The sequence below is a fragment of the Rugamonas brunnea genome (genome assembly GCF_014042345.1).
Classification (GTDB): domain Bacteria; phylum Pseudomonadota; class Gammaproteobacteria; order Burkholderiales; family Burkholderiaceae_D; genus Rugamonas; species Rugamonas brunnea.
On sequence record NZ_JACEZT010000001.1, the window covers coordinates 131560 to 157737 of the forward strand.

The window sequence follows — 26178 nt, forward strand, 5'->3', positions numbered from 1 at the left end:
ACATCATTCAGTACGGTGCGGCGTATCGGCGCTTAGCCGCTGTTGCGCAAGCCGGCGGCGATGCCGTTGATCGACAGGTGCAGGCCGACGCGGGTATCGGCGTCCGCATTGTTGTCGCGGTAACGGCGCAGCAGTTCGACCTGCACATGGTTGAGCAAGTCCACATACGGGAAGCGGTTGCGGATCGAGCGTTGCAGCAGCGGGTTGTGGTCCTGCAGTTCGCGCTGACCGGTGATCTGCTTGACCGCGTCCACCGTGCGCGCATGCTCGGCCTGGATGCGGCCGAAGATGGATAACCTTAGCGCCTCGTCCGTCACCAGGCTGGCGTAGCCGCTGGCGATGGCGATATCGCTCTTGGCCAGCACCATGTCCATGTTCGACAGCAGCGAGTGGAAGAACGGCCAGTCCTGGTACATCTGGCGCAGCATGGCCAGGCGCGGGGCGCGGTCCTCGGCCAGGAAGGCGGCGACGGCGGAACCGAAGCCGTACCAGCCCGGCAGCATCAACCGGCATTGCGACCAGCTCAGCACCCACGGAATGGCGCGCAGATCCTCGATCTTGCCCGCCGCCTTGCGCGAGGTGGGACGGCTGCCGATATTCAGCGCGGCGATTTCGGAAATCACGGTCGATTGCCAGAAATAGGTGTCGAAACCTTCCGTCTCGTACACCAACGCGCGGTAAGCCTGCATGGCCGATGCCGACAGCGCTTCCATGGCCGCCAGTTGCGCCGCCTCGGGCTGGAACTGGCGCTCGCCCAGCAGGGTGGCCTTGAGCGTGGCCGCGATCATCACTTCCAGGTTGCGGCGCCCCACTTCGGCGTTCGCGTATTTGGCCGTGATCACCTCGCCCTGCTCCGTCACGCGGATGCGGCCCTGCACCGTGCCCGTGGGCTGGGCCATGATGGCCTCGTAGCTTGGGCCGCCGCCGCGGCCCACGGAACCGCCGCGGCCATGGAACAGTTGCAACTTGACGCCGTGGCGGGCGAACACCTTCACCAGTTCGATCTCGGCCTTGTACAGCTCCCAGCCGGAGGTCAGGTAGCCGCCGTCCTTGTTACTGTCGGAGTAACCGAGCATCACTTCCTGGCGCATGCCGCGCGATTGCAGCAGGCGCATATATTCGGGCACCTCGAACGCCTGTTCCATGATGGCGGGACCGGCGCGCAGGTCGTCGATGGTCTCGAACAGCGGGATGATGTTGACCGCCAGCGTGCCCGCCTCGCGGCGCAGCAGGCCGAATTCCTTACACAGCACGGCCACTTCCAACAGGTCCGACAGGCTGGCCGCCTTGGAGATGATGTAGTTACAGATCGAATCCTGGCCGTAGGTGTCATGCGCCTGTTTCAACTGGGCGAAGATGGCCAGCTCACCGGCCGTGGCTTCGGAATAGCGCTGGTATGGGCTGACCAGCAGGCGTGGCGAGGCGATTTCCTCGCGCAGCAGTGCGCAGCGCTGGGCTTCGTCCAGCGCCAGGTAGTCGCAGCCGGGACGGGCGTGGGCCAGCAGTTCGGCCACCACGCGCTCGTGCACGTCCGAATTCTGGCGCAGGTCGATCGGCGCCAGGCTGAAGCCGAACACCTGCACGGCGCGGCGCAGATGGCGCAGGCGGCCCTTGGCCAGGGCGCCGGCGCCATGCGCGATCAGCGAATGGTGCAGGATGTCGAGATCATCGCGCAGGGCTTGCGCGCTGGTGTAGTGCGAGCGCGCGTCCGCGTCGTCGGCGGCGCCCGTCAGCAGCGCGTGGGTGGCCGACAGCTTGGCGTGCATGCCGTGCAGCGCGCGGCGGTATGGCTCGTCCACCTGGTGCGGCGAGCCGTCCGTGGCCTCGTCGGCCAGGCGGCGCAGTTGTTCGGAGCTGCCGCTCAACGCTTGCGCCAGCGACAGCTGCGAGGCCAGCTTGTGCAGTTCCGCCAGGTAGTGCGACAACGCGACGTTGGCCTGGCGCTGCAAGGTGGCGCGCAGCACGTCGGCCGTGACGAAGGGATTGCCGTCACGGTCGCCGCCGATCCAGCTGCCGATGCGCATGAAGGTGGGCAGTTCGCGCCCTTGCCAGGCCGGGTCCAGCTTGCCCAGCGTGTCGTGCATGCTGCCGTACAGCTGCGGCAAGGTGCTGAGGATGGTGCGGTCGAAGAACGACAGGCCGTTCTCCACCTCGTCCAGCACGGACAGCTTGGTGGTGCGCAGCAAACGGGTCTGCCACAGCGTGACGATGCCGCGCGCCAGCGCTTCCTCGTTCGCCTCCTCCTCCTCGGGCGTCATCTGGATGCGGTCACGCTCGTCCAGCAGGCGGGCGATGGCCATCTGGCAGTTCAGGATGCTCTTGCGCTGCACTTCCGTGGGGTGGGCCGTGAAGACGGGATGGATGCAAGCCTCGGCCAGCACGTCCTGCAACTGGTCCGAGTGGCCTTCTTCGACGATGTTCTTCAGCGCCTGCGCCAGGCTGCCGTTGCGCGGCGCGGTGCCGGCGATCAGGTGGGCGCGGCTGCGGCGGGTGTGGTGCTGGTCTTCCGCGATGTTGGCCAGCAGCGAGAAATAGCTGAACGCGCGGATCAGCTGCTTGGTGTCGACCGGGCTCAGTGCGTGCAACTGCGCCTGCAGCGCGTCGCGTCCCTCCTGCGATGGGCGCTGGCGCAGGCCGATCGAGGTCTGGCGCACCGCCTCGATGGACTTGAACACGTCCTCGCCATGCAGCGAGCGGATCGCATCGCCCAACAGGCGCCCCAGCTGGCGGATATCCCGGCCCAGCAATTCATCTTTATCATACAGTGCGTTAGAACCGTCCATGTGCCCGCCAAATTGTAGTGAATTTACGTAGAACATTCATGGACAAGCATAAATGCCCTCAAATTTCAGAATATTCTACTGATTAAAGTGAGAAATTACAATGCACTGCACAATTGCGTGAAATTTTACTACACGCATTGTCTGAGACATTGCTAGAACAGATAGATTGCTTAAATGCATCTGTCGACCGGCATCGGTACGGCGCCCGGTCGGCGGCGCAGCGGCCAAACGATGCTATATTGAGCACGTGGGCAAAAGCGAGTCAGGGCAACCGGGGGTGCACATGCATCGAATCCTATCTGCGGCGCTATTGACGCTGGCCGCAGCCAGCACGCCGGCCATGGCCGACAGTTACCATTGCGTGTCACTCGCCTATCCGCCCCTGATCCAGCAAGATGCGAGCGGCCCCGCGCATGGCCTGGCGGTCGACGTGGTGCGCGCCGTGTTCGCGCGGCTGGGACACGACATGACGGTGGAAGTGATGCCGTGGGCCCGTTCGCTCACCATGGTCAGGCTGGGCCAGCGCGACTGCGTGTTCACCATCTTTCAAACGCCTGAACGCGAGGAATACCTGGACTTCAGCAAGGAATCCATCATCCCGCAGCTGATCTATTTTTACGCAAGGAAGGATGCCGGCGTGGCCTTCAACGGCGACCTTGGGACGCTCGCGGGACGGCGGGTCGGCACTGTAATGAAGGTAAATTACGGCGAAAAATTCGACGCGGCCCGCGATCACTTCACCGTGCAGGAAGTAGCCACGCTGGAGCAGAACTTCCGCAAGCTGGTACTGGGCCGCGTCGACCTCGTCCCCAGCAACGTCTACACGGCCAGTTACACGCTGGCCAACATGCATGACACGGCCGTCGATGCGGAAGTGGTGCAGCTGCCGGTCCCGCGCGACAATGTCGCCAGCCACATCGCCTTCGCCAAGCGCCGCCAGTTGACGGCGCTGCGCGACCAGTTCGACAAGGAACTGAAAGCCTATGTGGCCAGCGGAGCCTATCGCCACCTGCTGGAGCAGTACCGGATCGCCATCACGCCTGAAATGGCGCAATTCCTAGACCATAACTGAGCATGACGTCCGCCGCTCGACCGCGGAACGCCATGCAGATTGCGAGGCCGTCCCGCCAGCAAGCCTTACGCTCGACCCGCCGCGCCGGCCTTTACCATCAACTGCGCCGCGCTTTCGATGCCCCGGTCACGTTGTTTTGGAGGTAACTGTCGCGCCGCCATGGCCGACACATTGTCGCGCGCCACCAGCCGGAACACGTTCACCAGGTTGCCCAACCGGACGGCCTGCTGGCGCATGTTCTCCGCCCCGGCGGCGGCCTGCTCGACCAGTGCCGAGTTCTGTTGCGTCATCGCGTCGAGCTGCGCCACGGTCTGGTTGACCTGCGCGATGCCCTGGCTTTGCTCGACGCTGGCGTCGCTGATCTCGCCCATGATGGTGGCCGAGCGGTCGATCGATTGCGCGATGCCGCTCATGACGTTGCCCGCCGCGTCGGCCAACTGGCCGCCCTGCTCCACCTGCCCGACCGCTTCCCCGATCAGGCCCTTGATCTGCTGCGCCGCCGCCGCCGAGCGCTGCGCCAGCGTACGCACTTCCGCCGCCACGACGGCGAAACCGCGTCCCTGCTCGCCCGCCCTCGCCGCTTCCACCGCCGCGTTCAGGGCCAGGATATTGGTCTGGAACGCGATGCCGTCGATCACGCCGATGATGTCCGTGATCTGGTGCGCGCTCGACTGGATCTGCCCCATCTTCCCTACCACCTCGCCCACGGCGGCCTTGCCTTGCGACGCGCTGTCGCAGGCGGCCACCACCAGCTTGTTGGCGTCGCGCGCGTGGTCGGCGTTCTGGCGCACGGTTTGCGTCAGCTGCTCCATGACGGAGGCCGTTTCCTCCAGCGCGCTGGCCTGGGCCTCCGTGCGGCCGGCCAGATCGGCGTTACCGGCCGCGATCTCGCTCGCGCCCTGGTTGACCTGCACCGTGGCCTCCTGGATCTGCCCGACCAGCAGCTTGATATTGGTCTGCAAAATGCGCAGCGCCTGCATGACGGCGGCCAGTTCATCGTAACCGTCCGCCTCGATCTTGCCGGACAAGTCGCCCGCGCTCATGCACTCGATGGCCGCCTTGGCCTGCCGCAGCGGCAGCAGGATGCCCCGGTACAGCAGCGGTATCAACGCCAGCGCCGTCAGCGCGCACACCGTCGCGGTGATGCTGGCCCAATATCCGCCCGGGCCCGGGCCCGCGCCACCTCCCGCCGATGGCCACGCCAATGCCGCCGTCACCAGGGACAGCACGGCCAGCCCGCCGCCGGCCGCGCTCAACCTGGCCTTGATGGTCATCTTGCGGAACGGATTAAGCCGCGCCGACAAGGTACGCACCATGGCCTTGCCTTCCCTGATCTCCATATGCTTGCTGCCGCTGTTCAGCGCCCGGTAGGCCACTTCGGCGGCGCGGATCTGTTGCGCCGCCGGCTTGATGCGGATCGACACGTAGCCAACCAGCTTGCCGTCTTCGAGCATCGGCGCCGCATTCGTCTCGACCCAGTAGTAGCCGCCGCTCTTGGTCTGGTTCTTCATCATGCCCACCCACGTCTTGCCGCTACTGAGCGTGCGCCAGAAGTCCTCCGCCAGCGCCTTGGGCATGTCCGGATGGCGCATGATGCTCTGGTGGGCGCCGATCAATTCCTCGGCCGAATAGCCGCTGATGCGCACGCAATCCGGATTGACATAGGTGAAGTGGCCCTTGAGGTCCGTCTTCGAAATGATCAGGTCTGACTCGCTGAGCACATACTCGCCGCCGTTCTGGCGCTGCCTGCCCGCGATGGGGGTGGTGGAGATGGAATAGGTCATGGGAGGTTCCAGAGGTGAAAAAACGGGGCGGGCGGGATGGCGCGACAGCCTGCTGGCTGCCCGCGCCTACCCCTCCCGCCCCGCCGTCAGGCCGTCAGGCCGCTTCGGCCAGCAGTCCGCGCTCGCGCGCCATGGTCATCGCGGTGTCGGTGATCATGTCTTCCTGGCCACCGATCATCTTCTTGCGACCCAGCTCGATCAGGATGTCGCGCGCCGGCACGCCAAAGCGCTTCGCCGCGCGTTTGGCGTGCAGCAGGAAGGTCGAATACACGCCCGCGTAACCGAGCGTGAGCGAATCGCGATCCACACGCACCATGTGATCCATCAGCGGCACCACAATATCCTCGGCCACGTCCATCAGCTTGAACAGGTCGCAGCCCGTCTCGATGCCCATGCGCTCGCACACGGCCACGAACACTTCCAGCGGTGTGTTGCCGGCGCCGGCGCCCAGGCCCGCCACGGAACCGTCGATGCGGCTGGCGCCGGCCTCGATGGCGGCGATGGAATTAGCGATGCCCATGCCCAGATTGTGGTGGCCATGGAAGCCGATCTCCGTCTCCGGTTTGAGCACGGCGCGCAGCGCGCCGACGCGTGCCTTCACATGCTCCGGCAGCATGAAACCGGCCGAATCGGTGATGTAGACGGTTTGCGCGCCATACGATTCCATCAATTTGGCCTGCTTCGCCAGCGCGTCCGGCTCGCTCAGGTGCGACATCATAAGGAAGCCGGTGGTGTCCATGCCCAGTTTGCGGGCGAAGGCGATGTGCTGGGGCGAGGTGTCCGCCTCGGTGCAATGGGTGGCCACGTGCACGCTGCGGGCGCCGCAATCGTAGGCCGATTGCAGCTCCTTCATGGTACCCAGGCCGGGGATCAGCAGCACCGAAACCTTGGCCTGCTTCATCTTCGGCACCACGGCATTCAGGTATTCCTCGTTGCTGTGCAATGCGAAGCCATGCTGCAGCGAGTTGCCACCGAGGCCGCCGCCGTGCGTGACCTGGATCAGCGGCACGCCCGCATCGTCCAGCGCCGTGGCCACGGCCACCATGTCGGCGATGGTCATCTGTTCGCGCTTGGCGTGCATGCCGTCGCGCAGGCACATGTCATGGATGACGACCTTGCGGCCTTTCAGACTGTTCTCGTTCATTATGCGATCTCCATGGGAGAGAGTTGGATGGTGCCGGCGATGATCTCCTCAGCGAACATTTCGGCCGTGCGCGTGGCGGCGGCCGTCATGATGTCCAGGTTGCCCGCGTAGCGCGGCAGGTAGTCGCCCAGGCCCGCCACTTCCATGAACACGGTCACGCGCTTGTCGTCGAAAATGGGGCCGTTGACGAGGCGGTAGCCGGGCACGTACTTCTGCACCTGCTCGATCATGGCCAGCACGGCGGCCGTGATGCGGGCCTCGTCCGGCACCTCGTCGGTCAGGCAGGAGATGGTATTGCGCATCAACATGGGCGGTTCGGCCGGGTTGATGATGCACAGCGCCTTGCCCTTGCGCGCGCCGCCGATGGCGCAGATGGCGTTGGACGTGGTGTAGGTGAATTCATCGAGGTTGGCGCGGGTGCCGGGGCCGACCGAATGCGATGCCAGGCTGGCGACAATCTCGCCATAACCCACGCTCTGCACGCCCGAAATGGCGGCTACGATGGGAATGGTGGCCTGGCCGGCGCAGGAGATCATGTTGACGTTCATGACCACCTTCTCCGTCAGCGAACGCAGGTTCACCGGCGGCACGCACAGCGGGCCGATGGCGGCGGGCGTCAGGTCGATCATCATCACGCCCAGTTCATTGAGCTTGCGCGAGTTCTCGGCGTGGACGTAGGCCGAGGTGGCGTCGAACGCGATCTGGATATTGTCTTCCAGGACGTGCGGCAGCAGGCCATCCACGCCGCCAGCCGTGGTTTTCAGACCCATGTCGGCGGCGCGCTTCAAGCCTTCCGATTGCGGGTCGATACCCACCATCCAGACCGGCTCCAGCAGCGGGCTGCGTTGCAGCTTGTAGATCAAGTCGGTGCCGATATTACCGGAGCCGATCAATGCGCATCGTATCTTTTTCATGAGGCCTCCTGCTTGCGCTGGCCGATGGTGATGCCGCCAACGGCAAAATGTTCATCCGGGTGTTCGGTGATCAGGACACGGACCTGTTCCGGTCCCACGCCCAGCGTTTCCACCAGCGCCGAGGTGACAGCCGCCACCGCGTTGCGCTTCTTTTCCGTGCTGCGTCCCGCCAGCAGGTGCATTTCGATAATTGGCATGTTGATGCCTCCTTGCTTGTTTAGAATCCGTTATTCGATGAAGCGCATCGACACGCTGCCCAGCTCCTGGAAGCGGGCCACGACGCTGTCGCCGGGCTTGACCGGGATGGCTTCCGTGATGCCACCGCTCATGACGAAGCTACCGGCCGGCAGCACCTCGCCCTGTTCGGCCAGGATGTTGACCAGCATGGCGATGGCTTCGGCGGGGTGTCCCAGCACGGCGGCCGAAGCGCCCGTGGCCACAATCTCGCCGTTCTTTTCCATCACCACGCCCAGCGTGCGCAGGTCCACGTCGGCCGGGTAGCGCGCGCGGCCACCGGCCACGTAGCGCGCCGACGAGCCGTTGTCGGCGATCACGCTCGGCATGTCGAACTTGAAGCCGGAGAAGCGCGAATCGATGATCTCCACGGCCGGCAGCACGTAATCGGTCGCATCGAGCACCTGCTGGCGCGTGCAGCCCGGCCCCTGCAACTGGGCCTTGGTGACGAAAGCCACTTCGCACTCCACGCGCGGGTGCACCATGTCGGAGGTGGTGATGGCCGAATTCTCGGGCCGCGCCATGTCGGCCATGAGGAAGCCGATCGACGGCGCATTCACGCCCATCTGGATCATCTTGGCGCGCGAGGTCAGGCCCGCCTTCCAGCCCACCAGCCGCCGGCCATTGGCCAGGAAGCGCTTACGCAGCGCATGCTGCACGGCGTAGCCATCGTCGCTGGTCATGTTCGGATATTCGTCCGTCAGCTTGGGAATGGCATGGGCGCGCGCCTGCGCCCCTTCGATGCGCTCGCACAGGCGCACCACCTCTTCAGGCGTCAACGTGATTTGACGGCTCATACCGCACTCCTTCCGGAAAATTTAACTTGGCAGCTGCCCAGGCCACCGACGGTGCAGGTCAGTTGGTCGCCATCGGCCACCGGCACCAGCGCCGACTGGGAGCCGGACAGGATGATTTCGCCGGCCTTGAATGGGATGCCCAGCGCGCCCAGTGTGTTGGCCAGCCAGGCCACCGCGTTGGCGGGCGAGCCTTGCACGGCGGCGCCGGCGGCGGTGGAGAACACTTCGCCGTTCTTTTCCAGCACCATGCCGGCCAGCGTGATGTCGAGCTGGCGCGGGTCGCCATGGGTTTTACCGAGCACGAACACGCCGCACGAGGCGTTGTCGGCCACCGTGTCCTGGATCTTGATCTTCCAGTCCGTGATGCGCGAATCGACGATCTCGAAGCATGGCACCACATAGTCAGTGGCGCGGATCACGTCCATGGCGGTGACGCCCGGACCAACCAGGTCATGCTTGAGTACGAAGGCCAGTTCGGCTTCTGCCTTGGGCTGGATCAGGCCATTGAGGTCGATGCTGTCGCCCTCCTGGTAGATCATGCCGGAGGTGAGCTGGCCAAAGTCGGGCTGGAACACGCCCAGGAAATCCTGCACGGCCTTGCTGGTGACGCCGATCTTCTTGCCGACGATGGTTTCGCCAGCCTGCAGGCGGCGTGCAACCATGCGCGACTGGATGCGGTAGGCATCTTCCAGCGTGATCTCAGGCGTGCGCGCCGTCAGCGGCGGCACGGTCTTGCGGTCGACGTAGGCTTGATACAGTTCGTCGCCGTATTGGGTGATGGTGTTATCGTCCATGAATTCCTCAGAGCTTGACGCAAACGTTGCGCATTTCGGTATAGAACTCCAGCGAGTGCACGCCGCCTTCGCGGCCGATGCCGGACTGCTTTGAACCGCCGAACGCGGTGCGCAGGTCGCGCAGGAACCAGCTGTTGATCCAGGTGATGCCGACCTCGATGCGTGCCGCCATGCGGTGCGCGCGCGTCAGGTTGGTGGTCCAGATCGTCGTCGACAGGCCATAGTCGTTATCGTTGGCCAGGTTGACCACTTCGTCCTCCGAGTCGAACGGACGGATGTGGCAGCACGGGCCGAACACTTCCTCGCGCACCACCGAAGCCGTCTCCGGCAGGCCGGTCCAGATGGTGGGCTGCACCCAGTTGCCCTGCGCCAGCGCTGCCGGCATGTCCGGCACGCCGCCGCCCGTCACCACCGTCGCGCCCTCCTCCACCGCCTTGGCGTAGTAGGACAGCACCTTGCGGCGGTGCTCATCGCTGATCAGCGGGCCGTAATTGGCCTCGGGATCGTCGGGGCGGCCGAACTTGACGGCTTCCGCCTTCTGCTTGAGCGCGGCCACGAAGCGCTCGAAGATGGGACGCTCCACGTACACGCGCTCCGTGCCCAGGCACACCTGGCCCGAGTTGAGGAAGGCGGAACGGAAGATGCCTTCCACGGCTGCGTCGAAATCGGCGTCCGCGAACACGATGCCGGCGTTCTTGCCGCCCAGTTCGAACGACACGTCGCGCATGCCTTGCGCGGCGGCCTGCATGATGGTGGTGCCGGTGCGCGTTTCGCCGGTGAAGGTGATCGCGTCCACGCCCTGGTTGCGGGTCAGGTACTCGCCGGCCGACGCCGGGCCGAAGCCGTTCACCACGTTGTACACGCCGCGCGGGATGCCGACCTTGTTCATCACCTCGCCCAGCAGGGCCGCCGTCAGCGGCGTTTCCTCGGAAGGCTTGACCACCACCGTGTTACCGCAGGCCAGCGCCGGCGCCACTTTCCACGTCATTAGCAGGAATGGCGCGTTCCACGGCGAGATCACGCCCACCACACCCTTGGGCACGCGCAGGCCGTAGTTCAGGGCGCCCCGGCCATCCGGGGTCGCCATCTGGAACGACTCGGTCGGCACGTTCTTGATGATGTCCGCGAAGACCTTGAAATTGGCCGCGCCGCGCGGGATGAACACGTGGGTCATCACGTGGCGGGGCTGGCCGGTGTCGGCCATCTCGGCCGCCACGAAGTCCTCGAAACGGCGCGTGATTTCGTCGGCCACGCCGTACAGCAGATCGACACGCTGGTCGGTCGTCAGTCCGCCCCACACGCCGTTGCGCGCGGCCTTGGCGGCGCGCACGGCGCGGTCCACGTCCGCCTGGCCGGCTTCGGCCACGCGGGCGATCACGCTGTTGTCGATGGGCGAGCGCTTGTCGAAGGTCTTGCCTTCCACGCTGTCGACGAACTCACCGTCGATAAAATTCTTCACTATTTGCATTGCCTGCTCCTTGCGATGCTCTCGGCTTGCGAAAGCGGGGATAGTCTTTTGATGGCGGCCCGCGGAGCGAACCGGGGGCCGACTGCAATCCAGTTTAGGGACGACAAGCCATACCGTCCAATACCTTTGATCCGGCAACGCGATACCTTGACGGTATCAGTCGCCGGCCACGCTCAGATCGAGCGGAACAGCGGGCTGCGCACCTGCTGCGCGTCTGCCGCCGAGATGAATTTCTCCGTGTAGATGTCGCGCTCGAACAGGCGCCCCTGCATCAGCGTGTTGATGCAAGCGTCGATCATCAGCGGCGGTCCGCACAGGTAAGCCTTGTGGCCACGGAAGTCGTTGTCGAAGTGCGCCTTCGCCGCCTCGTGCACGAAGCCACGGAAGCCCTGCCACGCGCTGCCTTCCGGCTCGCCCGACAGGGCCGGCACGTAGTGGAAGTTCGGATGCTTCTCGGCCAGCGCCAGGAACTCGTCGTGGTAGTACAGCTCCTCGCGCGTGCGCTGGCCGTAGACCAGCGTGATGGGCAGCGTGCTGCCCTCGGCCAGCAGGTCCAGGATCATCGACCGTGGACTGGACAGGCCGGAGCCGCCCGCCATGAAGATGGTGGGCACGGCCGCCGACTTCTTGACGAAGAAGCGGCCGTACGGGCCGGACAGCCGCACCCGCTCGCCCACCTGCATGTTCTGGTGGACGTAGCCGGTGGCGCGGCCGCCCGGCACGATACGGATATTGAGCTCCACCTCACCAAGGCCGGGAGGGCCAGCCAGCGAGAACGCGCGGCTGCCCATGTCGTCCGGGAAGTGCAGGTTGACGTACTGGCCGGCCTGGAAGTCGATGCCAGCCGGGTCATCCAGCTTGATCCACACGCCCTTGATGGTGGGCGTGAGCGATTCGATGCGGCTCACGGTGCCCATGTAATCGCTCACGGGCAGGTTGCGGGCGTCCGCGTCTTCATCGATTTCCGCCTCGATCACCAGGTCGCTTTGCGGCGTGGCGCAGCAGGCCAGGCACTTCTGCTCGTCGCGCTCGAAGTCCATCAGCGCGAACGAGGAGGCGGCGCCGTGATCGACCTCGCCGTCCACCACCTGCACCTTGCAGGTGGCGCACAGGCCGTGACAGCAGGCGTGCGGCAGGTAGATGCCGGCCCGCAGCGCGGCGTCGAGTATGGTCTGGCCCTCTTCCACCTCGATGGTCTGGCCCAGCGGCTCTATGGTCAGTTGGTAGCTCATTTCAATTACCTCAAGCAGCGGCGCACAGCGTGTTCAGGCCCGGCGTGTTAAAGCGGATCTGGTCCTTGTGGCCGATGCCATTGGCGGCCACGGTGGCGGAAAAGTCCGGCGTCCAGGGCTGGTTCGATTTCAGCCACTCGACCTTGTTCCAGTCGATGGCAGCGGCATCGGGGTCGGCCTGCAGCAGCGGCACCAGCATGGTGTCGCGCACGTCGCCCAGGTTCATGTCCGGGGTGACGCACAGCAGAAACGGCGACGCGAACAGAGAGTGCCGGTCCCAGCTCGCGTACAGCAGCTGCTTGCCCTTGAAGTTGGCGACCGTATCGCGCGGTACGCCCACGTATTCCTTGATTGAAGTTACAGCCATGATGATTCTCCTCGCATCTATTTGTCATTGCGGCGCCGCCCCGCCCTCCTGTGCTGGCCGGCGGCGCCATCAGCAGCGCTTATTGGCGCTTACTGGCACTTACTGGCACTTACTGGCGCTTACTTGTTGGCCTTGGCCATGCCGCGCCAGCGGTCGAAGTTGGCCTCGTCCTGGGAGCCGACGAAATCGCCGTTGTCCACGCCATCCTTCAGGCTGACCCAATCCATCCATGCGCCCACGTCGCCGCCCAGCTCCTGGAACAGGGCCGGCATCGGCAGCCAGGACTGGATGTACTTCTCCGGCTCGTTCTCGAAGATGTCCTGGCAGTGGTCCGAGCAGAAGTGGTACTTCTCGCCCTTGTATTCGGTCTCGCGGTGGCAGCTCAGCGTGGGATCGCCCGGCTCGTTGAACACGGACGGCAGCTGGCAGCACTGGCACAGCTTGGCCAGGCCGAAGTTCTTGAACGGCGTGCCTGCATCGGCCAGCTTCTTGATGTGCTTCCAGCGCGGCCGGTAGTACTTGTCGAACGTGGTCGGGTACTTGGCCGACAGCCATTCCATGTCGTCTTCGGATGGAATCCAGCTGTGGAAGGCGGTACCGAAGCTCCACTGGTACAGGCCCAGCATGAACTGGTGCGACATGTGGTCGATCGCCTCGCCGGCGTCCGCCCAGCCCTTGGGAGGACGGATGCCGTAGCGCGCCAGGTCGCGGAACAGCGCGCCGCCGTTTTCCTCGCCGTAGATCTCCCACGCCTCGCGCCACGACATGACGCGCTTGGGCAGCATGTAATCCATCATGGTGCTGACCAGGCCCAGCACGCGGAAGCCGCGCCAGAACCACTTGTCGATCCAGCCCTGCACGATAGGCAGGTTGTCCGGGTCCTGCTCCAGCATGAACTTGATGCATTCCAGGCCCAGCGTCATGTGGCGCGCTTCGTCCGACTGGGCCGAGAAGCCGAAGGTGACGGTGGCCATGTCGCCGTTGTAGGCGGCGCCGGACATGAAGGGCACGAACAGCAGGTTGGTCAGCACGTATTCGAACGAGAAGCCGATGGCGATCATGAATTCGAACGGACCGGCCGACATCGCGTCGTCAAAGAACGAACGGGCCACCGAGGTGTACCAGATGCGGTCGCGCTGGTCGGCGAAGGCGTGGAAGCCGTTGTAGTACTTGTTGTAGTTCGACAGCGCGTGGATCTGGGTCTGCGCGTGGCGGATCTCGTCGATGGCCTGCATCTGGCAAGCCACCTGCGTGCCCACGCCGGGGAACTCGCGGCCGGCGCGCGAGAAGCCCTTGTGCGCTGCGTACTCGCCGGGGCTAATCGCCTGCAGGAAGATCTTCAGGGCGCTCAGATAGCGCGCGTCCGTGATGTTCAGGTGGCCGTTGTTCTGGGCATGCGCGTCGATCACGGCGTAGAACTTGCGCTCCTTCTCGGCCTGGTATTTCCAGTACGAGTCCATGGTCAGACGGAACGGGTCTTCCCACTTTTCCCAGTCGTGGATCTTGATGCCCTCGTAGCGCGCGTACGGGAACACTTCCTCCTGCGGCTGGTAGCTGGTTTCCCACGCCAGGTCACGGGTGAGCAAACGGTATTTTTCCTTCAGGCCCAGCTTGGGCTTGGTGACTTTGGTGTCCATGTCGTGATTCCTTAATTGTTCCAGTGGAGCGTGAGTTCGTCTTCCGTCTCGTCGACGTTGCCGCTGAGCGTGATCAGGTTGACCTGCAATTCCTGCAGATCGAACTGGGCGCCGGTCTGCTCCTCGATGGAGCTGCGGCGGATCACCAGGTGGCCAGGGGCGTTGATCTTGACCATGGCCGGATCGCGCTTGATGGTGGCTTCCGGGTTGTCGGCCAGGATGGCGTCGATGATGGGGCGGGTCGCTTCGTTCGCTTGCAGTGCGATAAATACAGTGGACATGGTGTCTCCTCAGACTTCGATGCCGATTTTGTTCATACGCGCCTTGAAGGCCGCCACTTCGTCGCCGAGCACCTCGTCGGCCTCCGCGCCCAGCGCCAGACCGGCCACCGGCAGCAAGGCAGCCGCCGCGCGGTTGCTCCACTTCTGCATCCAGTCCTGCAGCACCGCGCGGTTATGCGACGATTCCGCCGCGGCGGTGCGCAGCACGGCATCGACCCACTTGCGGGTTTCGTCGAACCAGTCGTTCATGAACTGGGTGAGCATGGCGACGGCAGAACCGCCGGCCGTGGACCAGGTGTCGTCCACCACGCGCTCGTAAATCAGCGGGTACAACAAGCCGTCCAGCGCCGCGTTCTGCGCCACGAACAGCTCGAACGGATCGCGCAGCACCAGGCAGTCTTCGATATAGCGGCGCAGCGGCTGCCATGCATCGTCGCTCATCCACGCGCGCTTGCCCTCGGCCAGCGCGTCCGTGCCCTCCAACAGCAGGCCAAGGCGCGACAGGTACTGTGCGATGCCCAGGTTGTCCATCGCGTGATACATGCATGGCTGGGTGAAGATGGTGCTGTAGCCATAGCCGCAGATGAAGGTGTTGTTCAGGTTCGCGCCGTAGGCCGCATGACGCAGCGGCACCAGCACGCGCAGGGCTGCCTCTTTCAAGTTGTCCGGCAGCGCGTCGGCCAGGCCGCGCGATTCGACGAAGCTGAAGTTGGCTTCGGCCGTGTCCTGCTGGCGCGCGCGGGCCAGCGTGTAGGTGTTGTAGTAGAACTGGCGCGGGTCCTTCAGCGCGTACCAGTCGGCCATCACGATCTTGGTGATGGACGCGTCGTACAGCTCCTGGCTCGGGTCCCAGGTGGGGCGATAGTGCAGGTTCTCGGCAGCCTGGATATCGTAGCTGCCCTCTTGGTAGCGCGAGGCTGGCTTGTCGCCGAAGCGGCGCGCCAGGTGGTCAAAGGTTTGCCGCAGGGGCTGGATGCTCAGTGTTTGCAGATCGATTTGCATGGTGGTTCTCAAATAAGATGGTTAAGCATCGGTGGACTTGAACGGGTGCGCCGTCGCATCGGACAGGCGCCAGTCCCAATCGTCGGGCGTGTCGGACGGCGCGGACGCCGGCAGCACTTCCACCTGGTTGGCCTCGCAGAATTCCGCGTAGGCGTCCGGGGTGAGGATCAGCTCGACGAACAGTTCCGGCTCGCCGATGGCGAACTCGAACTCGATGAAGTCCTTTCCGCGCCCGCCGCGCGGACGCACGAAGCGGCGCGTGGTGTCGAGCGCGCGGGGCGCGGTGGCCGTGTCCAGAACGGGTTGCATGGCGGCCTCTCAGCTGACCACGGTCAGGAAGGTTTCATGCAGCTTGCGCTGCACATAGTCCAGGCCACCCTCGCCGACCAGGCCATCGAAGGTCCAGGTCAGCGGCGCGTGGTCCGGATACGGCGTGCGGTCTTCCTTGAACGTCTCGAAGCGGTTGCCCGACGGGTCGAACGCGTAGATGGTGCAGCCGCGCGTGACGCCGTGGCGGGTCGGGCCGATGTCGACCGGCACCTTGTGCATCGACATGATGTCGCCGGCGCGCAGCACGTGGTCCCAGCTATCCATCAAGAACGAGCAGTGGTGCAGCTTGCCCGGCTCGGGGAATTCGCCGAACGCGATGTCGTGCGACTTGATCGAGCAGCTCAGGAAGATCACCTGGTTGGCCTTGCCGTCCGGCGTGAGGATGTGCTCGACCAGCGTGAAGCCCAGCACGTCCACGAACAGCTTACGCACTTCCTCGATGTTGGGGCCATACAGCAGCGCGTGATCGAGGCGGCGCGGCGCGATGCCGCGTTCCGACTGCGGGCTCCACGGCGTGGGATTGACGCCGCCGCAGCCGTTACCGTGCGGCGCCTTTTCCGCATACAGCTCGATGGTGTGGCCGCTGGCGACCACGAAGCGCACACGCTCGCCCGTTTCCAGCATCTCGCGCGCAGGGATGCGCTCGGTCTTGACGCCGTATTCCTTCAGGTCCGCTTCCAGCTGGTTCAGCGTCTTCACGTTCAGCACCTTGAAGCCGATGAAGTCCAGGCCGGCGCGGTCGGCCTGGCGCAGCACCACGCTGGCGTGATCGATCTCGTCCCAGCACTTGAGGTAGACGCGGCCTTGCTCGTCGCGGCCCGTTTCCTCCATGCCCATCACGTCGCGGTAGTGGCGCACGCCTTCGTCCAGATCGAGAACGCGGATTTGTACATGCCCTGGACGTAAAACACCTGTCATTGCCATTTGAAGTCTCCTGGTTGTTATAGAAAAAGCTGGGTCAAGCCTGTTTGCTGGAAGGCTGGTCCAGTACTGCGCGTTTCATGTGGCCGAGCACGCGGATTTCGAGATCCGTGCTCGGGGTGATGCGGCATGCGAGCACCCTGCCCTCGCGTTCATCGTCCGCATCGACGTGGCAGCGGCTCATCGGCTTTTGCGCGTAGCGGCCCGACAGCACCTCCACCTTGCACACACCGCAGGCGCCGCCGCGGCAACCGAGCGGAATCCCGCGCCGGCCCAGGCGAACCATCCCTTCCAGCACCGACTTGTCGTCGGGGCAGGAAAAGACTTCCTGGGTTTCGTTGACCGTTATGTTGAAAGTCGTCACGATCGCCTCCGGCCGTCAGTGGGGACGGTGGGAATGGCGGCTTCGACCGGATCGGGATGGGGCTGACGCCGCAAGGCCGTAGCCGTAGCCGTGGCCGAACGTGGGCGAGGTGGACAAGGCTGGCGTATCGCCGCCAGTCCGCAGATGGGCTGCTCGTTTCATGGCTGTCTCCTGTGAAATCGGTTTGCCGGCTGTCGTCGGCAGAAAAAGATCGCATGTCTTTTTCCAGCTATTTAGCAAGCGCCGTGCCACTTAGTAAGTCATTGATTTAAAAAGACAATGCAATAACCGCATCCTGAAAGATTCATGCCCGGCTCGACAAATTCGTTAAGCGGTAAACCGTCGTTGGACAAATTTGTCAAATGGCCGTCGGTGCGCCGGAGAGCTACCGGATGCTGACTAATTGCTAATGGGAGTAAGCTAGGTCGCAGGACGGAATCGGAAACGCAGCGCGCTGCGGAGGGTGAGATTCTGAACTGGAGACAACCAACCAAGGAGAACAATGATGGCGAAGAATACGATCTGCCTGTGGTACAACCATGACGCGGAAGAAGCCGCGCACTTCTACGCCCGCACTTTTCCCGACAGCTCTGTCGGCGCCGTGCACCGCGCGCCCTCTGATTTCCCGGGCGGTAAAGCGGGCAATGTGTTGACCGTTGAGTTCACGGTCTGCGGCATACCCTGCCTGGGCCTCAACGGTGGGGATATCTTCAAGCATAACGAAGCATTCTCATTCCAGATCGCCACCGACGATCAGGCGGAAACCGACCGCTACTGGAACGCGATCATCAATAATGGCGGCTCGGCGAGCGCGTGCGGCTGGTGCAAGGATAAGTGGGGCCTGTCATGGCAGATCACACCGCGCGTGCTGACCGAGGCGATGGTACAGGGCGGTGACGTGGCAAAACGCGCCTTCGACGCGATGATGAAGATGCAGAAGATCGACGTAGCCGCGATCGAGGCGGCGGTGCGCGGTTAAACCGTCGCAGGCTAAACTCAAACTGCTGTACTCTCGCCTATGCTTTAGAAAACCTCGAACTATCGTCGTTCCCGCGCAGGCGGGAACCCATAGGCCGCGTATTCAGAACATCAGTATGGATTCCCGCCAACGCGGGAAGGACGAATTGGAGGTTTGTCGAGATGCCCTCTATTCGTGGCCGTAATTGATCTTGTAGCCAAGCCAAGCGCGATCACCCCATCAGCGATAATTAATGATCTAGGACATTTTCAGCGTGAGAATGCGCGCATTTTACTTCTCGGCAAGATGGTATCCTGAGTACCAATCCCGGCCGCATTCAGCTAGGCAAGTAAATTGCGGACGTAGTATGCCAAGAGCCGACATCGATAAGGAAGCGCGGCGTGCCTGCCGACCTGGCCGCGCGGGGCGCCCCTTGGTCGGCTTTAGGGAGAACGTTATGAGCAAAGGTACAGGAAGTGGGAGGGGTAGTCGCGGCGGCAATCAAGGTTCAGGGAAAAGCCGGGGCACTTCAAATGGCGGTGGTGGTGGCGATGGCCGTCCTGGAGCAGGTGCAGGTAAAGGGCCAGGGAATGCTGGAGGATGGCCAAGTACGACGGGAAGTATCTCAGGCGGAAACCGAAGCAATGGTCAACCGAGATAATTAAGCAGATAAATGAGGCCCCCAGACTGAATTTTTATGTGAGTTTATTCAGTCTGGCTTCGGCCAGAAGCGGACGCACGGGGGCCGCACTGAAAGCGGGCATTGGCAGAGTGGGCTCTGCGCGCAGTAGGGTGCTCGCAAACCATACTTGCTAGACAGCCACCCGCAGCCGCAGGTATAATGAGAACCTTTTATCTACAAGTTTGTGCTTTTACATCGTCCAGATGATAGATGACTAGCGCGCGTTCAAGGTGGACGGGATGTCTGACTACAAAGACCTGAATCTGAATCGGGAGACTCTGGATGCGAACATCCAGAGCTTCATGGTGTCGTACAGCTACACGCTGGACGGCGGGATTCAGTCGATTGAAAAACGAAAACGAGTCGTCTTTGGTGCTGCGGGCTCTGAGTATGCTACCGTAGATCTGCACCTGAACGGGACAGGTACGACGACTGTCCAATGGAAGATGGGGAAGAACCAGCCAGTAGGCGAGCAACTTGCCGCCTACTTGAAAGCCACAATCAACCCTGCTGAGTTTGAGAATGTAAATTATTCCCTTAAGGGGATAACTAGTGATTCATTTGATCCGATTCTGGACTGTCTTAATGAATCATCTGACATTGAAATCACCACTCTTCGAGATGAATCGATTTGCAAGCAGGTGACACTGAGAAGCGTTGCTCATCAGGATAGTCTCACGCTTACCCACCATCGCACGACAAGGGTTTTGCAGATTCAGGGCAAACCTCTTTCTTGTTATCGTCGGGTCATATTTATGCTCACTGATCTTCTGGACTTGAAGGGGCTTGAGCAAGTTTTGTATCGAAAAGATGACAGCAGTGCGGAAATTGTCCGGCGGGAGATGGCTGAAGATTACCTGAAGGGATTTTTTCCTCGTAGCTATGGCTATCTTCCGGAGGCAGTCAAAAAACTGTTAATTTCTAGCTGCTGCGTCAAGTTGGCAGCTCCGAAGCTGCCTGACTATTGCTTGTTGCTTTATCCTGACCTGCGCTCGCTGGAAGGCGTCCTGAAACAGGAGATGAGTGGCTACTTGATGTCCGTTGCAGACACCACAGATGGATTTGGCGAATACTTTGACGTTAAGCATGGCGTATGTACGCTGAAGCCTCAGTATGAAGCCGCTGTTGGGCACGCGGCGATGGTAGATGCCTTAAACAAAGGCTATAGTTTTTTCAGGAAGCACCGTCATACAATTTTCCACATGGAGGAATTTCCTGACGGCAGCAGAATGATAGATACGTTGGATAAGGCCATTAGTCTGTCAAAAGATGCTTATGCAGCAATCGACGGACTTTATACGGCAAGAATGTAAATGATTAAGACACTTCGCATTGTCGGTGAAATCGCAGTGGTTACAGCCACGGCTGATTTTCATCCTTTGCGCCAGATAAAGCAGCTCACTAAAGAACTCGTCCGTTTGGGTTTCGAGGGCGTGGTGCTGTTCGATTTGCTAGCGGTCAATGGACTGACCTCAAATCGTTTCGCCTCCATGAAATTCGGCAAGAACGGGTTTGATCGCACCTCATTTGCAGTTGAGTCCGACGTTAGTTTAAGCCTTCAGGACGAACAAGACCTGATTGCCAAGAGCGATCCGACATTTCTTCTCGGTAGCGTCCTCTCGTCTAGCGAATTGAAAAAATTCGCACACTAGCCTGCCAATCTCATTAGCGTTGTTACTCCTGCGCTTACCTATGCAGTGCCAGTAATAGATTTTCCGAGCTAAATAAGCGCTTGCCGTGCAAGCTCAGAGAGCCGTGGCCACTCTTGAGCCCGGAAGAAGGCAAAGCCGAAATCCGAGGCTTGTCCATCCCAGCAGAGGCTGGCTCCCGGATTACGCTTTGCCACATCCGGGCTTCGTTTTGTGAAGGTCTGCATTTCTTTTCGCCGACCGTCCGCAGCGGGGCGGAAGCCGACAGTCGCATAAACCCAATCTTGGGTGTGCCGCCCGACGGTTCTAGTCCCCACTCCGATTAAACTTATAAGCCAGCTGCCGCCGCGTAATCCCCAGCAACCGCGCGGCTTGGCTCAGGTTGCCGTTAGCCTTCTTCACCGCCAGATCCACCAGCGCATTCTCATGCGCGATGAGGTTGAAGTCCGGCCCCAACAACTCCTCGCACAGCCCCTGCTCCCTGGCCGCGCTGCGTTCCGGCAGGTGCCCTTCCAGATCTATCCCCTCGCCTTCCTGCACGAACTGCTGCTGCTCGGCGAATAAATGTCCGGCTTCAATGCGTCCGCCGGGTGGCACCAGAAGCACGCCGCGTTCAATCACGTTTTCCAGTTCGCGGATATTGCCGGGCCAGGAATACTGGCTCAGCATCTGCATGGCGCGCTCGGTGACGCCCAGCACTTTCTTCGGATACAGCGCACTAAACTTCTCGATGAACGAATCGACCAGCAATGGCAAGTCGGTCGGCCGTTCGCGCAACGGCGGGATGGTGACGGGATACGTCGCCAGCCGGTAGTAAAGATCGGCCCGGAATTTCCCCGTGCTGATCGCTTGCTGCAAATTGACATTGGTGGCCGACACCAGCCGCACATCGACCTTGCGTGCATGATCATCGCCCAGCCGTTCGACTTCCCCCGTCTGCAGCACGCGCAACAGTTTGACTTGCGCAGCGGGTGCCAGGTCGCCGATTTCGTCCAGGAATAAGGTGCCGCCGTTGGCCCGTTCGAACCGTCCGGGACGCGACTGTTCGGCGCCCGTGTACGCGCCCTTGGTCACGCCGAACAGTTCTGCTTCGATCAGGTCATGCGGGATGGCGGCGCAGTTGACGGCGATGAAGGGCTTGTCGGCCCGCGGTCCGTTCTCGTGCAGCCAGCGCGCGAAACGCTCCTTGCCCACGCCCGTTTCGCCCAGCAACAGCACGTTGATCGGGCTGAGCGCTGCCTTTTTCAACAGCGAGAAGGCGGCCCGGAACGCGGCCGATTCACCGACCATGTTGTCCGATCCGCGCGCCGATTCGAGGGTAGCGCGCAGTTGCGTTACCTGCTGCTGCAACTCGATCATCTGTTCGGCAATGTTTTCGGGCTGGAAGTAGCGCAGGTATTCCTCGTCCCACTCCTCGGCGTTCTTGCCCACCATGTAGCAGAGCGCTTCGCCGCAGGCATGGCAGGCCGTTTCGCGGAAGACGATCAGCCGGTTCATGAACGCAGTCACGTAACCGGAGGCGTAGCCGATGACGCTCCAGCATGCATGTTCCTTGTCCACGCCGAAAGTCTGCAAGTGCGACTCGGCCTCCCAGGAATTGTCGAGCGTGAATTCGCCGTAGAAATTCCCGTGCTCAAAGTCCAGGTCGCAGCGCACGGTCCTGGTCTTGACCACGCCTTCCAGGCCGTGGATTTCCGGGCCCAGCAGGAAGATGTCGGCCAGCGGACGATCGCCAGCCAGTTTCTTGGCCAGTTCGCCGTCCTGCTGTCCGGCCACAAAACCCATCCGAACCAACAGGCCACGCGCGCGCTCCACGCCGAGGGAGTCGAACAATTCCTTGCGCAAGGCGCCAAACGCGCGGGTGTGCAGCAACATCATGCGGCTTTCGTCGAGCCAGATGTTGCCGTTGGCGGTGTCGAAACGCAGACGCGAGCGGAGATTGAATACTTCGCTAAGCGCCTTATTTTTTCCCATGTCTCGCATTCTGGTTTTATAGTTACCCTACTTTAACGCAGAAAACCCGTTTCAGCCATGCCCCGCCGGGCTCAGGCCACGGCCGTCGTTGCCTGCTTGGCCACTGGCGCGCCCTGCGCCGCCCGCTGCGCGGGACGCAGCAGGAAGTGCGCCAGCGCCGGCAGCAGGATCAGCGTGCCCAGCATATTCCAGATGAACATGAATGCCAGCAAGATGCCCATGTCTGCCTGGAACTTGATCGGGGAGAACGCCCAGGTCGCCACGGCGATGCCCAGCGTCACGCCGGTCAGCACCACCACCTTGCCCGTGAATAGCAGCGCCCTGTAGTAAGCTTGCGACAGGCTCATTCCCAGGCGCATCTGCCCCAGCGTTACGGTCATCACGTACAGCGCGTAATCAACGCCGATACCCACACCCAGCGCGATCACAGGCAAGGTGGCGACTTTGACGCCGATATGCAAGGCCACCATCAGCGCCTCGCACAGCACCGAGGTCAGCATCAGCGGCAGCACGGCGCAGACCACGGCCCGCCACGAGCGGAAGGTGATGAACGACAGCACGATCACGGCGGCGTACACCAGCAACAAAATCTGCAGGTTGGCGCGCTTGACGACGATGTTGGTGGCCGCCTCGATGCCAGCGTTGCCGGCGGCGGACAGGAAGCGGATCTGGTCGCTGTCATGTTCCCGGGCGAACGCATCGACGCTATCAACAACGCGGTTCAGCGTATCGGCCTTGTGGTCTTTCAGATACACATAGACCGTCAGCAGGTCGCAGTTCTGGTTGAACAGTTCGCGCGGGGCCCGCGTGATGATTGAGTTCAGCATGTTCTGCGAACGGGGAATCTCGTACCATTTCAGGCTGCCTTCGTTCATGCCGGCCGCCGCCTGCTTGGCCAGCGCGGCCAGCGAGTTGGTTGCCTCCACGCCCGGCAGCTGTTGCAGGCGCGATTCGAGGTCGTCCACCAGTTGCAGCGTGTCGTAGTGGGCACAGTAGAACTGTGGCGTTTTGACCATGACCACATAGGTGTCGCTGCTGGCCGCGTAGTTGGACACCATGAAGGCGTTGTCGCGGTTGTAGCGCGACTCGGGCCGTAGCTCGGGCGCGCCGGGGTCCGTGTCGCCGATCTTGAGCTGCGTGCTGACCATGAAGCCGACCCCGCCCAGCACCACGCTAGCGCCGATGGCCACGGCGGCCCATTTGCGGCGGGTGAACAGGTCGAGGAAGACCCAGAACGGGTGCTTGTCCGCTTCGTCGCTTTGCTCGGCAGCCAGGCTGCGCTGCGCGGCCACGGCGCTCACGCCGGTGAACGACAGCAGGATAGGCAGCAGCACGAGGTTGGTGAAGATCAGCACGGCCACGCCCAGGCTGGCGGCCAGCGCCAGCTCACGGATCACCTGGATGTCGATCACCAGCAGCACGGCGAAGCCCACGGCGTCTGCCAGCAGCGCCGTCATCCCGGCCAGGAACAGGCGGCGGAAGGTGTAGCGCGCGGCGATCAGCTTGTGGGTGCCACGGCCGATGTCCTGCATGATGCCGTTCATCTTCTGCGCGCCGTGGCTCATGCCGATCGCGAACACGAGGAACGGCACCAGCACGGAATACGGATCGAGGCCCAGGCCCAGCGTGGGCAGCAGGCCAAGCAGCCAGATGACGGCCACCAGTGAGCACAGCACCACCAGCGCCGTGCTGCGCGCGCAGCGGGTATGCCAGTACAGCACGCCGGCGCAGATGGCGATGGCGATGGCGAAGAACACCAGCACTTCACGCAGGCCGTCCAGCAGGTCGCCCACCACTTTGGCGAAGCCGGTGATGCGGATGTGGATGTTGCGCGTCTCGTACTTGGCGCGCAGCTTTTCGAGCCGGCCGGACAAGTCGTGATAGTCGATCGCCTTGCCCGTCTCCGCCACCTTCTCCTGCAATGGCAGCAGGATGATGCTGGAGCGGTAGTTGGCCGCGACCAGCAGGCCAATTTCGCCGGAGCGCTCGACATTCACGCGCACCTGATCGAGGCTGTCGGGCGAACCGTCGTAGGTGTCCGGGATCACGGGGCCGCCATCGAGGCCGTCCTCGGTCACGCCGGTCCAGCGCACGGACGGGGTCCACAGCGATTTCATGTAGGGCCGGTCCACGCCCGGATAGAGGAACACTTCATCCGTGATCTTGCGCACCGTGTCCAGGTACTGGGCGTCGAATATGGTGCCCTGCTCCACTTCCACGGCGATGCGCAGCGAGTTGCCCAGGCCCGCGATCTGGGCCTTGTTGGCCAGGTAGTTGACGATATAAGGATGGCGCGTCGGGATCATTTTCTCGAACGCGGCGTTGAGCGTGAGGCCCAGCGCCTGGTAGCCCAGCACCGCCGTCACGATCAGGCAAATCACGGCGATCGCCAGCCGGTTGTTGAACAGCAGGCGTTCGACCAGGGTGCCGGAGCGCGCGTCGAAGTCGCGCAGGTCGCGGATTACTGGTTCATCATTGGACAGTTGGCCGTGGCTCATTTCTTAACTCCTAAAACATTTTCAGCGGCGATGCGCACCATGCCGCGCGTGCCAGACAACACCAGGCTGCCGTCAGCCGATTGCGCCACGCCCGTAAATGCGGCGCGCTGCGACAGCGGCACCGGCGCGAACGTCGCGCCGTCGTCGCGGCTTTTCAATACACGACCCGTTTCGTCGGCCAGCACGATGTCGCCGGACGCCAGCCGTTGGCCGGCCGTGAGCGTGATCGGCAGGCCGGTATCGACCTTGTTCCAGTTGGCGCCGCCGTCGGTGGAGCGGAAGGCGTTGCCGCGCAGGCCGAACAGCATCAACTCGCCGTGGCGGCCAGTGACCATGCCGAAGTAGCTGCCCGCGTAGGGCGTTTTGATTTCCTGGAAGTTGGCCGAGCCGTCGGCGGCGCGGTACAGCGCGCCCTGCTCGCCAGCCAGGTAGGTGTGGCCACCTTCAACGTAGATGCGGTACAGGTGGTGGCCGCGTGGGTTGTCGATCTGGCCGCGCAGCGTGGTCCAGGTGGCGCCGCCGTCGGCGGTGGCCAGGGCCATGCCGTAGGCGCCGACCACCAGGCCATGCTGGCTGTCGCTGAAACGCACGTCCAGAAGGGGTTTATCCGCGCCTTCCGTCACCATGCGTTCGGCGTCGCGCAGACGCGAAACGCCGGCCTCGCCGTTCTGCGGCGCTTGCTGGCGCGCGCTAGCCAGTTCGATCTGGGCGGCTTGCAGGCCGTCCAGCTGCTTGCGCCAGGTGGCGCCGCCATCGGTGGTGGCCAGCACCACGCCGCCGTGGCCGACGGCCCAGCCGTGCTGCGCGTCAGGGAAATGCACGGCCGTCAGCGCCACGCTGACCGGGGCCGGCGTCTGGCGCCAGCTCTTGCCCTGGTCGTCGGACAGCAGGATGATGCCGCGCTCGCCGACGGCGACCAGCCGCGCGCCCGCGCTGGCGACGGCCAGCATGACGGAGGTGTCGGCGTGCTGTCGGATGACGGCTGGCCGGGCCAGCAGGTCAACGCCGTTCTTGGCCGGTTCAGCGGCCGCCATGGCAAGCGGCGTGAGGCCGCAGGCCAGCCAGAAGGCGGCGACGCGGCGGTTTCGATTCAATGTTGGGAACATGATACGCAATCCGATGGCCCGCAGGCGGCAGCGAGGCTGCCCTTGGGCGGTAAAAATACAGGCACTGCCACCTTTTCGTCGTTGGCACCTGCCACGTCGTTCCCGCGCAGGCGGGAACCCATAGACCGCATGCCTAGCTTGCTCGGCATGGGTTCCCGCCTGCGCGGGAACGACGAGGTGGTGGTGG

23 protein-coding genes are annotated in these 26178 nt (G+C 63.0%); 4 read left to right on the plus strand and 19 right to left on the minus strand.

Annotated features, from left to right (window positions below; translation table 11 throughout):
- Nucleotides 1–32: 32 nt before the first annotated feature.
- The gene (ppc, locus tag H3H37_RS00605) at nt 33–2783 is read right to left on the minus strand and encodes a phosphoenolpyruvate carboxylase (RefSeq protein ID WP_182159048.1); all 2751 of its coding nucleotides are present in this window, start codon (nt 2781–2783) and stop codon (nt 33–35) included.
- Between the two features lie 283 nt (nt 2784–3066).
- Here ppc and H3H37_RS00610 point away from each other — a divergent pair, with 283 nt between their 5' ends.
- Nucleotides 3067–3855, plus strand: coding sequence for a substrate-binding periplasmic protein (locus H3H37_RS00610; RefSeq protein ID WP_182159050.1), 789 nt, complete (start codon nt 3067–3069; stop codon nt 3853–3855).
- A gap of 65 nt (nt 3856–3920) precedes the next feature.
- Here the strand turns inward: H3H37_RS00610 and H3H37_RS26080 are convergent, their stop codons facing one another.
- The 15 genes from H3H37_RS26080 to H3H37_RS00685 form a co-directional block, all read right to left on the minus strand.
- Nucleotides 3921–5639, minus strand: a complete 1719-nt coding sequence (locus H3H37_RS26080) for a methyl-accepting chemotaxis protein (protein ID WP_182159052.1) — start codon at nt 5637–5639, stop codon at nt 3921–3923.
- Between the two features lie 94 nt (nt 5640–5733).
- Entirely contained in the window at nt 5734–6783 is a 1050-nt protein-coding gene (gene dmpG, locus H3H37_RS00620) for a 4-hydroxy-2-oxovalerate aldolase (protein WP_182159053.1), read from the minus strand.
- Nucleotides 6783–7697 carry an acetaldehyde dehydrogenase (acetylating) gene (locus tag H3H37_RS00625; RefSeq protein ID WP_182159055.1) on the minus strand — a complete coding sequence of 305 codons (915 nt, stop codon included), beginning with the start codon at nt 7695–7697 and terminating at the stop codon, nt 6783–6785. Before H3H37_RS00625 ends, dmpG begins: the two co-directional genes overlap by 1 nt.
- Nucleotides 7694–7894: a tautomerase family protein gene (locus H3H37_RS00630; protein ID WP_182159057.1), complete on the minus strand. Its 201-nt coding sequence runs from the start codon at nt 7892–7894 to the stop codon at nt 7694–7696. Before H3H37_RS00630 ends, H3H37_RS00625 begins: the two co-directional genes overlap by 4 nt.
- 30 nt (nt 7895–7924) lie before the next feature.
- On the minus strand, nt 7925–8716 hold the full coding sequence (gene dmpH / locus H3H37_RS00635; RefSeq protein ID WP_375539976.1) for a 2-oxo-3-hexenedioate decarboxylase: 792 nt from the start codon (nt 8714–8716) through the stop codon (nt 7925–7927).
- A gap of 8 nt (nt 8717–8724) precedes the next feature.
- Entirely contained in the window at nt 8725–9522 is a 798-nt protein-coding gene (gene dmpE / locus H3H37_RS00640) for a 2-oxopent-4-enoate hydratase (protein WP_182159060.1), read from the minus strand.
- A 7-nt stretch (nt 9523–9529) separates the two neighbouring features.
- A complete protein-coding gene (locus H3H37_RS00645; protein WP_182159062.1) occupies nt 9530–10990 on the minus strand; it encodes a 2-hydroxymuconic semialdehyde dehydrogenase in 1461 nt (486 codons plus the stop codon).
- 173 nt (nt 10991–11163) lie between these two features.
- Nucleotides 11164–12222, minus strand: coding sequence for an NADH:ubiquinone reductase (Na(+)-transporting) subunit F (locus H3H37_RS00650; protein WP_182159063.1), 1059 nt, complete (start codon nt 12220–12222; stop codon nt 11164–11166).
- 10 nt (nt 12223–12232) lie between these two features.
- Nucleotides 12233–12589 (minus strand): phenol hydroxylase subunit P4, encoded by a 357-nt coding sequence (locus H3H37_RS00655; protein ID WP_182159065.1) that lies wholly within the window; start codon nt 12587–12589, stop codon nt 12233–12235.
- Between the two features lie 119 nt (nt 12590–12708).
- The gene (locus tag H3H37_RS00660; protein WP_182159066.1) at nt 12709–14226 is read right to left on the minus strand and encodes a YHS domain-containing protein; all 1518 of its coding nucleotides are present in this window, start codon (nt 14224–14226) and stop codon (nt 12709–12711) included.
- Between the two features lie 11 nt (nt 14227–14237).
- Nucleotides 14238–14507: an MmoB/DmpM family protein gene (locus tag H3H37_RS00665; RefSeq protein WP_182159068.1), complete on the minus strand. Its 270-nt coding sequence runs from the start codon at nt 14505–14507 to the stop codon at nt 14238–14240.
- A 9-nt stretch (nt 14508–14516) separates the two neighbouring features.
- The gene (locus H3H37_RS00670; protein WP_182159069.1) at nt 14517–15509 is read right to left on the minus strand and encodes an aromatic/alkene monooxygenase hydroxylase subunit beta; all 993 of its coding nucleotides are present in this window, start codon (nt 15507–15509) and stop codon (nt 14517–14519) included.
- Between the two features lie 21 nt (nt 15510–15530).
- Nucleotides 15531–15818, minus strand: coding sequence for a phenol hydroxylase subunit (locus tag H3H37_RS00675; protein WP_182159071.1), 288 nt, complete (start codon nt 15816–15818; stop codon nt 15531–15533).
- A gap of 9 nt (nt 15819–15827) precedes the next feature.
- Nucleotides 15828–16763, minus strand: a complete 936-nt coding sequence (locus tag H3H37_RS00680) for a catechol 2,3-dioxygenase (protein ID WP_182159072.1) — start codon at nt 16761–16763, stop codon at nt 15828–15830.
- Nucleotides 16764–16797: 34 nt separating this feature from the next.
- Nucleotides 16798–17124 (minus strand): 2Fe-2S iron-sulfur cluster binding domain-containing protein, encoded by a 327-nt coding sequence (locus H3H37_RS00685; RefSeq protein ID WP_182159074.1) that lies wholly within the window; start codon nt 17122–17124, stop codon nt 16798–16800.
- Nucleotides 17125–17626: 502 nt separating this feature from the next.
- Between H3H37_RS00685 and H3H37_RS00690 the strand changes: the two genes are divergently transcribed.
- From H3H37_RS00690 to H3H37_RS00700, 3 genes are all read left to right on the plus strand, one after another.
- A complete protein-coding gene (locus H3H37_RS00690; RefSeq protein ID WP_220456294.1) occupies nt 17627–18103 on the plus strand; it encodes a VOC family protein in 477 nt (158 codons plus the stop codon).
- Nucleotides 18104–19003: 900 nt separating this feature from the next.
- On the plus strand, nt 19004–20077 hold the full coding sequence (locus H3H37_RS00695; protein ID WP_182159076.1) for a type II toxin-antitoxin system RnlA family toxin: 1074 nt from the start codon (nt 19004–19006) through the stop codon (nt 20075–20077).
- Nucleotides 20078–20416: a type II toxin-antitoxin system RnlB family antitoxin gene (locus H3H37_RS00700; protein ID WP_182159077.1), complete on the plus strand. Its 339-nt coding sequence runs from the start codon at nt 20078–20080 to the stop codon at nt 20414–20416.
- Between the two features lie 303 nt (nt 20417–20719).
- Here H3H37_RS00700 and H3H37_RS00705 read toward each other — a convergent pair whose 3' ends face one another.
- The 3 genes from H3H37_RS00705 to H3H37_RS00715 all read right to left on the minus strand — a co-directional run bounded on the left by H3H37_RS00705 (nt 20720) and on the right by H3H37_RS00715 (nt 25991).
- Entirely contained in the window at nt 20720–22387 is a 1668-nt protein-coding gene (locus H3H37_RS00705; protein WP_182159079.1) for a sigma-54-dependent Fis family transcriptional regulator, read from the minus strand.
- A 71-nt stretch (nt 22388–22458) separates the two neighbouring features.
- Complete coding sequence (locus H3H37_RS00710; RefSeq protein WP_182159080.1) at nt 22459–24885, minus strand: efflux RND transporter permease subunit; 2427 nt, start codon at nt 24883–24885, stop codon at nt 22459–22461.
- Nucleotides 24882–25991, minus strand: coding sequence for a WD40/YVTN/BNR-like repeat-containing protein (locus H3H37_RS00715; protein WP_182159082.1), 1110 nt, complete (start codon nt 25989–25991; stop codon nt 24882–24884). The genes H3H37_RS00710 and H3H37_RS00715 overlap by 4 nt, the downstream gene beginning before the upstream one ends.
- Between the last annotated feature and the right edge of the window lie 187 nt (nt 25992–26178).

Excerpts from the sequence above, each read along its gene's own strand:
- ppc (WP_182159048.1), bottom strand. The coding sequence starts at position 2,783 with ATGGACGGTTCTAACGCACTGTATGATAAAGATGAATTGCTGGGCCGG.
- H3H37_RS00610 (WP_182159050.1), top strand. The coding sequence starts at position 3,067 with ATGCATCGAATCCTATCTGCGGCGCTATTGACGCTGGCCGCAGCCAGC.
- H3H37_RS26080 (WP_182159052.1), bottom strand. The coding sequence starts at position 5,639 with ATGACCTATTCCATCTCCACCACCCCCATCGCGGGCAGGCAGCGCCAG.
- dmpG (WP_182159053.1), bottom strand. The coding sequence starts at position 6,783 with ATGAACGAGAACAGTCTGAAAGGCCGCAAGGTCGTCATCCATGACATG.
- H3H37_RS00625 (WP_182159055.1), bottom strand. The coding sequence starts at position 7,697 with ATGAAAAAGATACGATGCGCATTGATCGGCTCCGGTAATATCGGCACC.
- H3H37_RS00630 (WP_182159057.1), bottom strand. The coding sequence starts at position 7,894 with ATGCCAATTATCGAAATGCACCTGCTGGCGGGACGCAGCACGGAAAAG.
- dmpE (WP_182159060.1), bottom strand. The coding sequence starts at position 9,522 with ATGGACGATAACACCATCACCCAATACGGCGACGAACTGTATCAAGCC.
- H3H37_RS00645 (WP_182159062.1), bottom strand. The coding sequence starts at position 10,990 with ATGCAAATAGTGAAGAATTTTATCGACGGTGAGTTCGTCGACAGCGTG.
- H3H37_RS00650 (WP_182159063.1), bottom strand. The coding sequence starts at position 12,222 with ATGAGCTACCAACTGACCATAGAGCCGCTGGGCCAGACCATCGAGGTG.
- H3H37_RS00655 (WP_182159065.1), bottom strand. The coding sequence starts at position 12,589 with ATGGCTGTAACTTCAATCAAGGAATACGTGGGCGTACCGCGCGATACG.
- H3H37_RS00660 (WP_182159066.1), bottom strand. The coding sequence starts at position 14,226 with ATGGACACCAAAGTCACCAAGCCCAAGCTGGGCCTGAAGGAAAAATAC.
- H3H37_RS00665 (WP_182159068.1), bottom strand. The coding sequence starts at position 14,507 with ATGTCCACTGTATTTATCGCACTGCAAGCGAACGAAGCGACCCGCCCC.
- H3H37_RS00670 (WP_182159069.1), bottom strand. The coding sequence starts at position 15,509 with ATGCAAATCGATCTGCAAACACTGAGCATCCAGCCCCTGCGGCAAACC.
- H3H37_RS00675 (WP_182159071.1), bottom strand. The coding sequence starts at position 15,818 with ATGCAACCCGTTCTGGACACGGCCACCGCGCCCCGCGCGCTCGACACC.
- H3H37_RS00680 (WP_182159072.1), bottom strand. The coding sequence starts at position 16,763 with ATGGCAATGACAGGTGTTTTACGTCCAGGGCATGTACAAATCCGCGTT.
- H3H37_RS00690 (WP_220456294.1), top strand. The coding sequence starts at position 17,627 with ATGATGGCGAAGAATACGATCTGCCTGTGGTACAACCATGACGCGGAA.
- H3H37_RS00695 (WP_182159076.1), top strand. The coding sequence starts at position 19,004 with ATGTCTGACTACAAAGACCTGAATCTGAATCGGGAGACTCTGGATGCG.
- H3H37_RS00700 (WP_182159077.1), top strand. The coding sequence starts at position 20,078 with ATGATTAAGACACTTCGCATTGTCGGTGAAATCGCAGTGGTTACAGCC.
- H3H37_RS00705 (WP_182159079.1), bottom strand. The coding sequence starts at position 22,387 with ATGGGAAAAAATAAGGCGCTTAGCGAAGTATTCAATCTCCGCTCGCGT.
- H3H37_RS00710 (WP_182159080.1), bottom strand. The coding sequence starts at position 24,885 with ATGAGCCACGGCCAACTGTCCAATGATGAACCAGTAATCCGCGACCTG.
- H3H37_RS00715 (WP_182159082.1), bottom strand. The coding sequence starts at position 25,991 with ATGTTCCCAACATTGAATCGAAACCGCCGCGTCGCCGCCTTCTGGCTG.